The sequence below is a fragment of the Burkholderia sp. IO2 genome (assembly GCF_029522185.1).
GTDB classification, from domain to species: Bacteria; Pseudomonadota; Gammaproteobacteria; order Burkholderiales; family Burkholderiaceae; genus Burkholderia; species Burkholderia cenocepacia.
On record NZ_JAKWFH010000023.1, the window covers coordinates 37,955 to 50,263 of the forward strand.

Annotated in this window: 13 protein-coding genes; 6 read left to right on the forward strand and 7 right to left on the reverse strand. The window is 63.5% G+C overall.

Annotation, left to right across the window (positions count from 1 at the left end):
* Window positions 1-10 precede the first annotated feature (10 nt).
* From MMB92_RS16665 to MMB92_RS16680, 4 genes are all read right to left on the reverse strand, one after another.
* Window positions 11-460: a GNAT family N-acetyltransferase gene (locus tag MMB92_RS16665; protein WP_059723860.1), complete on the reverse strand. Its 450-nt coding sequence runs from the start codon at window positions 458-460 to the stop codon at window positions 11-13.
* Window positions 461-860: 400 nt separating this feature from the next.
* A complete protein-coding gene (locus MMB92_RS16670) occupies window positions 861-1,265 on the reverse strand; it encodes a hypothetical protein (protein WP_060214091.1) in 405 nt (134 codons plus the stop codon).
* Between the two features lie 173 nt (window positions 1,266-1,438).
* Window positions 1,439-2,677 carry a dicarboxylate/amino acid:cation symporter gene (locus MMB92_RS16675; RefSeq protein ID WP_006485544.1) on the reverse strand — a complete coding sequence of 413 codons (1,239 nt, stop codon included), beginning with the start codon at window positions 2,675-2,677 and terminating at the stop codon, window positions 1,439-1,441.
* Entirely contained in the window at window positions 2,661-3,323 is a 663-nt protein-coding gene (locus MMB92_RS16680) for a GntR family transcriptional regulator (protein WP_006485559.1), read from the reverse strand. The genes MMB92_RS16675 and MMB92_RS16680 overlap by 17 nt, the downstream gene beginning before the upstream one ends.
* Before the next feature lie 150 nt (window positions 3,324-3,473).
* Between MMB92_RS16680 and MMB92_RS16685 the strand changes: the two genes are divergently transcribed.
* Window positions 3,474-3,938, forward strand: a complete 465-nt coding sequence (locus MMB92_RS16685) for a GNAT family N-acetyltransferase (RefSeq protein WP_034203986.1) — start codon at window positions 3,474-3,476, stop codon at window positions 3,936-3,938.
* Window positions 3,939-4,769: 831 nt separating this feature from the next.
* A complete protein-coding gene (locus tag MMB92_RS16690) occupies window positions 4,770-5,936 on the forward strand; it encodes a porin (protein WP_006485558.1) in 1,167 nt (388 codons plus the stop codon).
* Between the two features lie 98 nt (window positions 5,937-6,034).
* Here MMB92_RS16690 and gcvA read toward each other — a convergent pair whose 3' ends face one another.
* Window positions 6,035-6,967: a transcriptional regulator GcvA gene (gcvA, locus tag MMB92_RS16695; RefSeq protein WP_006485586.1), complete on the reverse strand. Its 933-nt coding sequence runs from the start codon at window positions 6,965-6,967 to the stop codon at window positions 6,035-6,037.
* Between the two features lie 138 nt (window positions 6,968-7,105).
* Here gcvA and MMB92_RS16700 point away from each other — a divergent pair, with 138 nt between their 5' ends.
* A complete protein-coding gene (locus tag MMB92_RS16700) occupies window positions 7,106-8,329 on the forward strand; it encodes an MFS transporter (protein ID WP_006498048.1) in 1,224 nt (407 codons plus the stop codon).
* A complete protein-coding gene (locus MMB92_RS16705) occupies window positions 8,326-9,222 on the forward strand; it encodes an oxidoreductase (RefSeq protein WP_277562793.1) in 897 nt (298 codons plus the stop codon). The genes MMB92_RS16700 and MMB92_RS16705 overlap by 4 nt, the downstream gene beginning before the upstream one ends.
* Before the next feature lie 135 nt (window positions 9,223-9,357).
* Here MMB92_RS16705 and MMB92_RS16710 read toward each other — a convergent pair whose 3' ends face one another.
* A complete protein-coding gene (locus MMB92_RS16710; protein WP_006485564.1) occupies window positions 9,358-9,957 on the reverse strand; it encodes a DJ-1/PfpI family protein in 600 nt (199 codons plus the stop codon).
* Between the two features lie 408 nt (window positions 9,958-10,365).
* Between MMB92_RS16710 and MMB92_RS16715 the strand changes: the two genes are divergently transcribed.
* Together MMB92_RS16715 and MMB92_RS16720 are read left to right on the forward strand one after the other, a co-directional pair.
* Window positions 10,366-11,523 (forward strand): DUF4382 domain-containing protein, encoded by a 1,158-nt coding sequence (locus tag MMB92_RS16715; RefSeq protein ID WP_277562794.1) that lies wholly within the window; start codon window positions 10,366-10,368, stop codon window positions 11,521-11,523.
* Window positions 11,524-11,582: 59 nt separating this feature from the next.
* On the forward strand, window positions 11,583-11,744 hold the full coding sequence (locus MMB92_RS16720; protein ID WP_085964409.1) for a hypothetical protein: 162 nt from the start codon (window positions 11,583-11,585) through the stop codon (window positions 11,742-11,744).
* Window positions 11,745-11,840: 96 nt separating this feature from the next.
* Here the strand turns inward: MMB92_RS16720 and MMB92_RS16725 are convergent, their stop codons facing one another.
* On the reverse strand, window positions 11,841-12,302 hold the full coding sequence (locus MMB92_RS16725; protein ID WP_006485541.1) for a chromate resistance protein ChrB domain-containing protein: 462 nt from the start codon (window positions 12,300-12,302) through the stop codon (window positions 11,841-11,843).
* Window positions 12,303-12,309 lie beyond the last annotated feature (7 nt).

The window sequence follows — 12,309 nt, forward strand, 5'->3', positions numbered from 1 at the left end:
CACGCGAGCGCTACGTCGTCGCCGTGCCCGGTTCGCGCCGGTAGTAGATGTCCCATTCCGCTTCGCCGGTTCGCACGAAGCCATGCCGTTCGTAGAAGCGGTTCGAGTCGCTGCCGCGCAGCGCGCCGACGTGAACGGGCATCCGGTGTTCGTCGGCTTCGGCCAAAATCTCGCGCAGCACGGCGGCGCCGATGCCCTTCCCCTGATGCGCGGGCACGATGTACAGATGGTCGAGCAACCAGTGATCCGCCCTCGGGCGAAGCGTGTAGAACCCCGCACGCGAATGGTCGACTTCGACGAAACGGCATCGCGCCGGATCGAACGACGCGAGAAACCGTTCGCGCGCACGCTGCGGATCGAAACGGCCGATGCGCTCGAGGCTGTCGCGCATCGCGGCGATGCGGATCGCGACGAGCGCTTCGGCGTCGGCGTGCGTGACGGGGACGAAGATCAGGGGCATGGAGCTGACGCGATTGACGCGATGCGTGGGACAGTGTCTGATGTGCCGCTACCGACGATGCAGCGTTGCCTGACCTTACCCGATAAAGGATCGCGCGCAAAGCGAGCGGTCATGCAGCAACCGCTCGCCTCGCTCTGAACGAACTTCCCGAACAAACCGGCCTTTTGTTTTGTCCGGATAAGCGCCCGGCAAACGAGCCGACGAGATCGGCTCGAGGAATAAAAAACGCTGGCCAGTGAACTGGCCAGCAAATTGGTTCTGGCGATCCGAGGTTGGTGCGTGCCAGAACCACATGCATTAGACGGCCTGCGCGTACAGACGGACGGGCTCGTCAGACGACCGCGTCCCGAGAATCGGAGCGGTCCCGGACCGCGCCCGAGCAACAATCTGTGATCGCAGTTCAGGCCACGCTGGCGGAGGCGATCAGGTCTGCGCGCGCGCCCGGAAACGCGAAGACATCGTCGCGATTCGGCACTTCCCACGTTGCGATCGTCGCCGCCGTCGGAAGATAGTCGGGATCAGCCGACGCGACCCCGACCCACACGCCTTGCGACACCTGTTTGCCATGGAGATAAAACTGCAGCTCCCGGCCACCGCGTTCGCAAGTACACCTGATTCTCCCCACCGATTGGCCCAAGCCTCTGATCCGTGCGACCTGGTTGCGATCCAGTTCGAACATGGCACTCATCACCCCGTCGCAATCGCCGATGCCGAGCATGTTGCTGTCATCGGTGAATGTCCACGACGGATGCGGCGTGCCTAAGCGCAGCATGAAAAAATCTGCGGACGCTGAACCAACCATCATCTTTCTCCGGCAAAAAATACGTCGTCCTACCCACTGAAACTCGCCAAGAACGAACGCTCGTCCAGTCCTGTTCTCGTCGCGGCGCCTGGATGGCCGAGCGGGCGCCCCCCAATGCGTGACATTCGCCGGGCGCGACATTGAAAAACGCCCGCCGCCCGTCGCTTCCGAAGCACCTACACGCTTGCCTGACGCGTCACGGTTTCCGCGGCCATGTCGTCTGAACCGGAAAGCCTCACCGCGACAGCGGCCGCCGTCGTGCTCCCGTACACGTTGAGCGCGGTTCTCCCCATGTCGAAAAAGGCGTCGACGCCCAACAGCAGCAGCACCGCATCGGCCGGCAACCCGATCGACGTGAGGACGATGGTGATGGCGACGATCGCCCCGGACGGCACATTGGCCGCTCCGTCGATGGTGATGATCGTCAGGATCAAGATCGTGATCACCAGCGGCCAGGACCAGGCCAGGTGATACGCGTCGGCCAGATAGCCGACCGCAAGGGCCGTATAGAGCACGGCGCCGTCGCGATTGAAAATATAGGCGAGCGGCAAAATCGTGGACGCGACGCCGTATGGCACACCCAGTTCAACCAGCTTCTTCAGGTGCAACGGGTAGGTAATTTCGGACGAACGCGTCGTGAAACCGAGGATCAGCGGTTCCTTCACCTTCCTGAGAACGGCGACCGGCGACTGACCGGCAATGCGAATGACGATCGTGAGTACGACGGCCAGCACCGCCATGCCGAGATAGGCCACGCCCAGCAGTTCGATGAGCGAGTGCGCGCCGGTAAAGCCCTTGGCCGCCAGCAGTTGCGCGATCGCGGCGAAGATCGCGAGCGGCGACCATGCGATCACCCACTGGACCATCTTGAACAGCCCCGACAGCAGCGCCTCGAAAACGGCGATCGCAGGCTCCGCACGCTCCGGTGCAGCCGCCAATGCCGCGCCGAAAATGACGCCGAAAACGAGCACCGGCAGAGAATTCCCCGCGGCGAGCGCCGCAACGATGTTCGCGGGAATCAGGTCAACGAGAAACTTCGTCCAGTCGATGCTGGACGCGAGCGCTGCCGGCATCGATCCCGACTGCGCCATGCTCGCACCGAGCCCCGGTCGAAATGCGAAGTTGAGCAGCAGGCCGAGCGACGCAGCCAGGCCGGTCATCAACACGAAGAAGGCGATACTGGACAGCGCGACCTTTCCAAGCCGCTCGCGAAGCTTGCCCGCGCGAAAGACACCGACCGTGACCGACAGGAAGATCAACGGCATCACGACCATCTTGATCGCGTGGCCGAACATCGTGCTCAAGAAGCCCAGCTTCGCGGCAAAGCCCGGAGCAAGCACGCCGCAAGCGGCGCCCAGGACAAGTCCGCCAAGCATTTGCATCGGGAGGGAAAGCCCTTTATTTTTCGTGTTCATGCCGCGCCTTTAGCAGTTTTATCCGTGCCGGCGTACCGTCAACGATGTGGTTCCACATGTGCTGACGCGCCAGCTCGCCGTTGTTCGCTTCGATTGCCTGAAAGATGTGCAGATGCTCGATCGTGCCGCGCCGGACGGTTTCGGCGTCGCCACGCGGGAGTTCGTTCAAGGCGAGCGTCTGGGCCCGCAACAAACCATACGCCGACGAGATTCGAACGTTCCGTGCGGCAGCGAACAGCTCTTGATGAAACACCCAGCCGATACGTTGCTCGAGCATGATGTCCGCGACGTCCCGGTCGATCAGTTCCCGCATCTTCCCCGCCGCCTCGCAAAGACCCGGCGTGACGCCCGACCTCGCGGCAAGAAACGCCGCGGTACTCTCCAGCGCCAGCCGCATTTCAAAAATTTCGCGGAGATCGCTCGTCGTGGGCGAGGCAACATAGGTTCCACTCTTTTCGATGACGACGACCAGCCCTTCGGATTCGAGCAAATGCAATGCGCTGCGCACCGGCATTTGGCCGAAACCCAGTTCGTCGGACAGGCCGCGGTGAGATACTTTCTGTCCAGGCGCAAGGCGGCCGTCAAAGATCCTCGATCGGATCTCGTCGTAGGCAAGCTCTGCATCTGTCGAGACTTTCGACGTCATCTGTGATCGCAGTTAGCGTATGATTGGAAAAGAAGTGGCGGATAGGAAATTACCCTTACCGGCAATATCCGGCAACTGCTAATTTTGCGAGTGGGTATACCGAAAGAGAACTGCAAGAAAATCTGCGTCACGAAAAGAGCCGATAATTATATGATTTCACAAGATGTGCGCTTTACCATCTGTGCCGTCCGTGCGGAAGAAACCTATCCCCTCAGGGCCGCCATCCTGATGGCGGGAGATGAGGAAGGAAGTGCTTTACACGGCGATCTCGCCCCCACGACAACGCATTTTGCCGTTCGCGATAACGATACGATCGTTGCCGTGGCATCGGTGTGTAAAGAAGCACAATCCGGCGTTTCGAACGCCGGGGCCTGGCGCCTGCGCGGCATGGCCGTCCATCCGTCGGTACGTGGGCTGGGGTTCGGACGCCTGCTGGTCAATCTCTCCCTTCGCCATGTACGCGAACAGCATGGCACGCTGCTGTGGTGCACGGCCCGCGAGTCGGCGTATCGATTCTACGAAATGCTCGGCTTTAATCGCGATCCGGTGCCGATTTCAATGCAGGGCCGCGACGACATGAAATTCTATCTAATGCAGCGCGAGATCGAATGCTGAGTTTCGTCTGCGACTGGCGTTCGGTCGCAATCGGAACCTGTAAGGTACTGGTAGCTGGTCCGAAAATAGTGCGACGCACGGAAAGCTCACGTGCGACTAACGCGCAACATTCAATAATCTCCTTATCCGTTTCGATTATCGCAATCGACGCGCAAATGGACCGGTTACCGAGCACCACGCTTGGTGACCGATTTTCCGCGATGGCTTTCGGCTTCTCGAACGGACCTCATTCGACCGGCGCCGCGCAATCAGCGAGATCTGCCGACCGGTACTTTCCGCCCCCGATTGTCGCCCCTTTCAGCCGGATATCGTCCTCCGCCACATAGCGCGCATTCGCTTGCCCTTGTCGAGATCATCGGCATGATGGCGCGGACGTCGACAGCACGTCGCCCTGATGGCAGTTCCTATAAGGGAAACTCCGTAAGGCGCGAGGTCATCAAACGAGATTAACTTATATCAAACTAATTTTGACGGGAATTTATGTTCCTGATATGGTTTTTCCACCTGCAAAGTGCGACCACGTTGCAGGGGCGTGGCGCGCGCCGCGGCAGCACGGCTGAAGCGACAACGTAGCAAGGCAGCAGCTTTCGTTCACGTCGTGGCACCACGATCGTTCCAATCGAGCGGGTGCCGGATCGCTCGGGCAATACGGCGTTCTCCACACAAGATTGTAAGGATCACGAAATGAGTGAATCTGGTCCGCCGCTGTGGCGAATACGACGCTGACCGTCGCGACCGAAACGATGCGCAAGCCGTGCGCGTCACCTGCATTCGAATACAACAAAGCCGTTTCAACCCATCCCGAAACCCACTCCTGACAGTGAAATGCAGATGAAAAACAAGAAAATCAACATCAGCGTTATCGCGGTTGCCGCCTTCGCAGCATCGTCGGCAGCAATGGCGCAGTCGTCGGTCACCCTGTATGGCATGCTCGATGCGGGCATCGGCTATACGTCGAACATCAATGGTCACAGCCGGTTCGGCCTCGATGGCGGCGCCGCCGGTTCGAACAAGTGGGGCCTCAGGGGGCAAGAGGATCTCGGGGGCGGTCTCCAGGCGGTATTCAAGATCGAGAATGGTTTCAACATCGGCACCGGCGGCATCGGCGGCCAAGGGCCGATCGGCACCACGCGTTCGCTGTTCAACCGCCAGGCCTACGTCGGCCTCGCGTCCGAACAGTACGGCGCACTGCGCATGGGGCGCCAGCTCGACGCCGTGACGGAGATGGTTCAGGCCCTGACGGGCGACGTCATTTCGGCATCGACCTTCTCGACCCCGGGCGACGTCGACAACAACGACAACACGACGAACCAGAACAACGCCGTGAAGTACATTTCGCCGATCATCCACGGCTTCCAGGCTGAAGGCGCGTACTCGTTCGGCGGCGTGGCCGGCGCAACGGGTTCGGGTCAATCGTGGTCGGCGGCCGCGACCTACGCTCAAGGCGGCCTGACGGTCGCCGGCGGCTACTTTCGTGCGGTCAACCAGGGCGAGAACGGCTGGTTGAACGCAACGGCACAACCGAGTTTCGGGGGTGCGCTCGGCTATCCGAGTTCGGGCTACAACGGCGGCAATGCGTTCAAGAGCGCGGGCATCGCGCAAATCGCCGCGCAATACCAGGTAGGGCCGTACACGGCCGGCCTGCGCTACTCGAACGCCCAGTACCACGGCAACGATGGCCAGCCTTCGATCCACTTCAACGTGCTGGGGGCGCTGCTGCAGTACCGGGTCACGCCGGCGCTGTCGCTGGCGACCGGCTACACGTATGTGTACGGTTCCGCGGCCACGCCCAAGCAAGCGGCCGAAGGTCGCACGATGGCTTCGATCAACCAGGTGTCGCTGGGTGCCACGTACTCGCTGTCGAAGAGTACCGCGCTGTACGCGATGGGGGCCTACGTTCACGCGAAGGGCGCGCAGGCGTCGGCTGCCGACTTTGGCAACACCTCGTCGGGCGGCAACCAAGTGCAGGTCAACATCGGCATGTTCCACGGCTTTTGATCGCCGACTCGCCGGTCCGGACGAGTGGGCGCACGACGCCGGCGACGAAGGCTTCCGCCAGTTTCGTCGCCCCTTGCCGCCCGATCTGACCGGCGAGCCTAGCCACCCTCCTGGCTCGCCATGCCTTCCATCCATTCCTCGAACGCGGACACCGCCGCCTCGTCGGCGCGATCGGCGTTCGTCACCAGCATGTAGTCGTCGGCACGCCATACGGGCGCTGCGATGGGACACACGAGGCGCCCCTCGGCGAGATCGCGCCCGATCAGCGGCAGCGACGCCAGCGCGACGCCGAGCCCCTCGATGGCCGCGCCGAGCTGAAGATTCACATGATCGAATTCGACATGGCGCGCCGCCCGCAGATCGGCAGCCCCCGCTTCCTTCAACCAGTGCGACCACGCGGAGCGCGTCGTGGCCGAATGCAGCAGGGTGTGATGACGCAGGTCGGCCACGCTCTGTATCGGATGCTGGCGCAGCAAGGCCGGATTGCAGGCCGGCACGCGCAGGTCGGGCATCAACGGGCGCGATACGACGCCCGCGCCTTGCTCGGGACCGGAACGCACGCCGATATCGAAAGCGTCGGCGACATAGCGCAGCTTGCGCGAGGTCGTCGACACCCTGACGTCGATGTCGGGATACCGCGCGTGAAAATCGGCGAGCCGCGGCAGCAGCCAGCAAAGCGCGAAGCTCATCGGCACATTCACGCGCACGACACCCGATATCCGCTGCGTGAACGTGTTGTGGCGCAGCCGCACCACCGCGGTGCCGAGGCGCTCGAACGCGTGGCTGACGTCGTTCAGCAACGCGGCCCCTTCGTCGGTCAGCACGACACCGCGCGGACGACGGTCGAACAACGGCAGGCCGAACCAGTCCTCCAGCAACCGGATCTGCTTGCCGACGGCCCAGTGGGTGACATGCAGTTCCGCCGCGGCCCCCGCGAAGCTGCCGTGCCGCGCGACCGCATCGAACGCGCGCAGCGCATTGAGCGGAGGCAACTCCCCGCGGTGCGTCGCAGCATCCCGGCTCTCGTTCATGACGTGACTTTTTCTCTCCATTGACGCGATTTTAGCTCAATTGAAATGGCTGTCCCGTCAGCCATAAAATTCACCCATCGAGCCTGAAAACGATACCGCGCGCGGCTTCCATGACCCGCTCGCACGGAGCGAACGACGATGCGCCTGCCGGTTTTTTCCCCACCCGTCATGTCGGAAACCGCGCCATCCCGACGGCGCGTGCTATGGCTATCCTGCATTGCACACGCGATGCACGATGGCTATACGGACATGATCTATGCGTTGCTACCCGTGTGGCAGTCGGAATTCGGGCTCGACTTTGCGGCGCTGGCGATCCTGCGCGGCATCTACGCCGGCACGATGGCGACGCTGCAGTTGTCTGCCGGGCGGCTTGCCCAGCGTCTGGGCAGCCGCACGACCCTCGCACTCGGTACGTTGCTCGCCGCGCTCGGCTATGCGATCGCGGGCCTGTCGGGCGGCCTGCTCGGATTGGGCGTGGCGCTGGCGATTTCGGGCGGCGGATCGAGCACGCAGCATCCGATCGCGTCGGGCGCCGTGTCGCGCCTCTACGGGCGCGACGCGCGGGGCCCGCTGAGCATCTACAACTTTTCCGGCGATCTGGGGAAATCCGCGCTGCCGGCCGCCATTTCGCTGCTCGTGACCCTGATGCCGTGGCGCCACGCGCTATGGATCGTCGCCGGACTGGGCTGTGTCGTGGCTGCCGTCATCGCGTTGTGGTTTCCCGCCGTGCCACGTGGTGCCGCCGCAAAGACGACAGCCAAGGTACGAGCGTCCACTCAACGCAGCGGCACCGGAGCAAGCGGATTCGCCGCGCTGTTTTCCATCGGCGTGCTCGATACGGCCGTACGCATGGGACTCCTCACCTTCCTGCCTTTCCTGCTCAACGCAAAGGGGGTCTCGCCTCAGCTGTTGGGAACGGCTCTTGCACTCGTTTTCATCGGCGGCGCGGCCGGCAAGTTCATGTGCGGCTGGCTCGGCGCGCGCATGGGTATGGTCAGTACGGTGCTGTTCACGGAGGGCGGTACGGCGGCGTGCATCGTCGCGGTGATGTATCTCCCGCTGGCGCCGACCATGGTGCTGCTGCCGATTCTGGGCATGATGCTGAACGGCACCTCGTCGGTGCTGTACGGCACCGTTCCGGAGATGTCCGCGCCCGAGCACACCGAGCGCGCATTCGCGATTTTCTATACGGGAACGATCGCATCGGGCGCGATATCGCCCGTGCTCTACGGTTTTCTGGGCGACAGGATCGGTGTGCACGGCGCCACGTATGCGACCGCGTTGACCGCCGTCGCGATTTTCCCGCTCGCGCTCGCACTGCGCCCGCATCTGGCAAACGACTCGACAGGACGAACACCATGACGAAATCCCCCCACCCGCGCGTCGCCCTCGTCGGTCCGGGCGCGATCGGAACGACGGTCGCCGCCGCCCTTCACGAAGCCGGCCACACGCCGGTGATCTGCGGCCGCTCGGCGCACGCGCAGTTGACGTTGCGCTTCGATGGCGGCGAGATCGTCGTGCCCGGGCCCGTACTGACCGATCCGCACGCGATCACCGAACGGGTCGATCTTGTCTTCGTCGCGGTCAAGGCGACGCAGGCGGCGAGCGCCGCACCCTGGATCTCCGCGCTATGCGATGCGAATACCGTCGTCTGCGTGCTGCAAAACGGCGTCGAGCAAAAGACCGCGTTCGCACCGTATGCGGCCGGCGCCGCGGTGGTGCCGTCGGTCGTCTGGTTTCCGGCGCAACGCGAACCGGACGCGTCGGTGTGGCTGCGGGGCAAGCCCCGGCTCACGCTGCCCGATACGCCGGCGAGCGATGTGGTGGTGTCGGCTTTACGCGGCACGCGCTGCTCGCCCGAGGTCGCCGAGGATTTCATCTCGCTCGCGTGGCGAAAGCTTTTGCAGAATGCCGTGGCGGGACTCATGGTGCTGACCGGCCGCCGCGCCGGCATGTTCTCGCGCAGCGACATCACGGCCCTGGCGCTCGCCTACCTGCGGGAATGTCTCGAGGTCGCGCGTGCGGAGGGCGCGAAGCTGGGCGATGACGTGCCGCAGGAAATCGTCGATGGATTCCATGGCTTTCCACCCGATCTGGGTACGTCGATTCTTGCCGACCGACAGGGCAACCGCCCCCTCGAATGGGACTGCCGGAATGGCGTCGTGCAGCGGTACGGACGCACCCACGGCATTCCGACGCCGATCAGCGATCTGGTCGTGCCGCTGCTCGCGGCAGCGAGCGACGGGCCGGGTTGATCGCGCATCAACCGCTATCCAGCCTGACCGGCGCGAATCGTCGTCGCCGATGCCTCCAGTGAGGAACACGACGACGGCCCGTCAACTCGCCGCGCCCGGCTTGCTGCGATGGAGGCGGCGTCATTGCTCGTCGAGCTACCCCAAGTAGGGCTTGATGTTCGTCAGCGCACGCGAAACATACTCGTCCTTCTCCCCGACCGGCGCGACGTAGTGCAGCGCGCTGCGCGCGGCGTCCTCGCCTTCCAGGCGCGCGATGAGCCACGCGGCCAGATACTGCGAAGCAAAGCAGCCCCCCGCCGTGGCGACGTTGCCTCGAGCGAAGAACGGCTGATCCAGGACGTCGACGCCCGCCTCGAGCACCCACGGTTTGGTCGTGAGATCGGTGCAGGCCGGGATGTTGCCGAGCAAGCCGAGCTTCGCCAGAACCAACGTGCCCGAACATTGCGCGCCGATGAGCTGCCGGGCAGGGTCGAACTCGAGCTGCGCCATCAGTGCCGCGTCATTGACGACCTGGCGGGTTTGCATACCGCTGCCGATGAGGACGGCATCGGCCGTGCAAGCGTCCGCCAACGTCGACTGCGCCTGCACGGTCACTCCGTTCATCGAGGTGACGGCAGGCTCCGGACAAGAAAGGGTTACCCGCCAGCCCGGCTTCCTGATTCGATTGAGCACGCCGAGCGCAATGAGGGAGTCGAGCTCGTTGAAGCCCTGGAAGGTCACGATCGCGATATGCATGGAACACCCTGTATCCAGTCAGTCGCCGCATCTTGCCAGATTGCCGCCGCGAACGGCCGTGCTTTGCCGACAACTCAGTGTTACAGCCGGCCGGCTTGCCCTGATGGTCGACTTCATCCCGATACATCCCGGGCGGGCACACTCGCGCCGCCCGGGCAATTTCTCGCCGCTCCATGAGTCCCCGTGCCCCTGGCGATACAAACATACGACGAAAGAACGTGCGGCCATGCCGTACGACGTAATTGCCCGCCGCCACCCGGCCCGGGCCATCCGAAGCGACATCAATCCCGGTAAAAATTGACCGATCGAACAAATTGTTACCGTCGGTTTCAAAGATGCCCAAATAGCCGGCTGCCGCCTCGCTATCCTTCCGTCACCCACAATAACGATCCCACTTGGGGGTGACATATGAACAACATCATCAAGAGCGCCCTGTGCGCCGCCTTCGTACCATTCGTCCTTGCAGGTTGCGGCGGCGGCGACGACGGTGGCGGCACGCAAACCGGTACGCTGCACGTCGCGATGACGGATGCGCCATCGTGCGGCTTCGACCATGTGTACGTCACCGTTTCGCAAGTCCGCGTCAACGCCAACGCGAACGCCGCCGACAACGACGGTGGCTGGTCGACCGTTTCCCTCGCGACGCCGCAGAAGATCGACCTGCTGTCGCTGACCAACGGCGTGCTCGCCGATCTCGGCCAGACCGCGCTGCCCGCCGGCCAGTATCAGCAAGTTCGGTTGGTGCTCGCGCAGAACCAGGGCAACACGCTCGCGAACTCGGTCGTCCCGACCGGCGGCACCGAACAGGCGCTCGCGACGCCGAGCGCGACGCAAAGCGGCTACAAGATCATCCAGCCGTTCACGGTTCAGCCCAATACGCTGGTCGATCTCGTGCTCGACTTCAACGCCTGCAAGTCGATCGTCCAGCGCGGCAACGGCTCGTATGCGCTGAAACCCGTCGTCACCGCGATTCCGACCGTCGTGAGCGGTGCGATTTCCGGCTACGTCGCATCGGCCGAAGCCGGCGCGACGGTCTATGCCGAGCAAGGCGGCAAGGTCGTCCGCGGCACGGTGGCCGACAGTTCCGGCAAGTTCGTGCTGTCGCCGCTGATCCAGAGCTCGACGCAGGGCAATTACGATGTCGTGATCGTGCAGAACCACTTCGCATCGGGCATCGTCCGCTCGGTTCCGGTGGTCGTGAACACGACCACGGCGGTGTCGGCGTCGAACGCGCCGATCACGCTGCCGGCCTCGACGATGAGCACCGTCGGCGGTACGGTGACGGCGAGCGCGAACGCCTTCGTGCGTGCGCTGCAGACGATCGATGCGAACGCCTACGAGATCACGTCGAGCAACGCGAACATGGACACCGGCGCCTATTCGCTGTCCGTGCCCGCTGCCACACCGATCGTCGGCACCTACTCGGGTTCGCTGCCGGTCGCGCTGGCCGCGGCGCCGGCTGCCGCGGGCCAATATACGATCGAGGCCGACGCGGCATCGGGGGCGACCCAATCGGCAAACGTCAACGCAACGACCAGTCAGTCCAACGTCAACTTCAGTTTCTGACGAACTGACGGCATCATCGAAAGGGCCGAACGGCCCTTTCCTTCCAACGGGAGAACGAAGTGAAAAAAGGGGTGATCGCATTGCTCGCAGCGGCGAGCATGGTGGGCGCGCTCGGCGGGTGCGTCGCCTATGTTCCTGGCGCGCCGGTCGTGGTCGCGCCGCAAGGCGGGCCGGGAAATGGCTTCTGTCCGCCGGGACAGGCCAAGAAAGGCAACTGTTGACGAAAAGCCCGCGCCTCGCGGGCTTTGTTTCGTCCGTCTAGCAAGCCGACCGGCGGCCACGCCAGTCGTCTGCACGCATCCCCGCTTTCCCGCTCGTCACTCCGCCATCTTCGGCGGCCACGCATGGCCTTCGGCCTGGCAATGCCGACACCACGCATACAGCGCGTCGTACATGACGAGACCATGTTCGAGCATGTCGTGATCGTCGGAAAACATGTCCGACAGCCCGAGCGAGATGGCATAAAGCCCGCTGGACTGCGGCGTCAGATCGAGTCGCGACGTATCCGCGCCGCGAATGATGCGGGCCATGTGCTGCAACGCGCGATCGTCGGCCAGACCATATTTGTCGAGAAACGCATCGAAGCTGCATTGCTCGCCGACGTGCGTCAGCTCCACCCCCGGAATGTCGTACGGAATCGCACCGGTCTCGTCGGCGATCCGCAGCACGTCGGCCGGCGCAACGTACAGAAATTCGGGTGTCTCGTCGATGAACCGGGCAATGAGCCAGGGACACGCCACCCGGTCGATTTTCGGACGTTGTCGCGTAATCCATTGCATGGCGGCC

What these genes read in the sequence shown, in the direction of transcription:
- MMB92_RS16680 (WP_006485559.1), bottom strand. Translation starts at nt 3,323, where the DNA reads ATGACGTCGAAAGTCTCGACAGATGCAGAGCTTGCCTACGACGAGATC.
- MMB92_RS16675 (WP_006485544.1), bottom strand. Translation starts at nt 2,677, where the DNA reads ATGAACACGAAAAATAAAGGGCTTTCCCTCCCGATGCAAATGCTTGGC.
- MMB92_RS16670 (WP_060214091.1), bottom strand. Translation starts at nt 1,265, where the DNA reads ATGATGGTTGGTTCAGCGTCCGCAGATTTTTTCATGCTGCGCTTAGGC.
- MMB92_RS16700 (WP_006498048.1), top strand. Translation starts at nt 7,106, where the DNA reads ATGCGCCTGCCGGTTTTTTCCCCACCCGTCATGTCGGAAACCGCGCCA.
- MMB92_RS16725 (WP_006485541.1), bottom strand. Translation starts at nt 12,302, where the DNA reads ATGCAATGGATTACGCGACAACGTCCGAAAATCGACCGGGTGGCGTGT.
- MMB92_RS16715 (WP_277562794.1), top strand. Translation starts at nt 10,366, where the DNA reads ATGAACAACATCATCAAGAGCGCCCTGTGCGCCGCCTTCGTACCATTC.
- MMB92_RS16710 (WP_006485564.1), bottom strand. Translation starts at nt 9,957, where the DNA reads ATGCATATCGCGATCGTGACCTTCCAGGGCTTCAACGAGCTCGACTCC.
- MMB92_RS16685 (WP_034203986.1), top strand. Translation starts at nt 3,474, where the DNA reads ATGATTTCACAAGATGTGCGCTTTACCATCTGTGCCGTCCGTGCGGAA.
- MMB92_RS16690 (WP_006485558.1), top strand. Translation starts at nt 4,770, where the DNA reads ATGAAAAACAAGAAAATCAACATCAGCGTTATCGCGGTTGCCGCCTTC.
- MMB92_RS16705 (WP_277562793.1), top strand. Translation starts at nt 8,326, where the DNA reads ATGACGAAATCCCCCCACCCGCGCGTCGCCCTCGTCGGTCCGGGCGCG.
- gcvA (WP_006485586.1), bottom strand. Translation starts at nt 6,967, where the DNA reads ATGAACGAGAGCCGGGATGCTGCGACGCACCGCGGGGAGTTGCCTCCG.
- MMB92_RS16665 (WP_059723860.1), bottom strand. Translation starts at nt 460, where the DNA reads ATGCCCCTGATCTTCGTCCCCGTCACGCACGCCGACGCCGAAGCGCTC.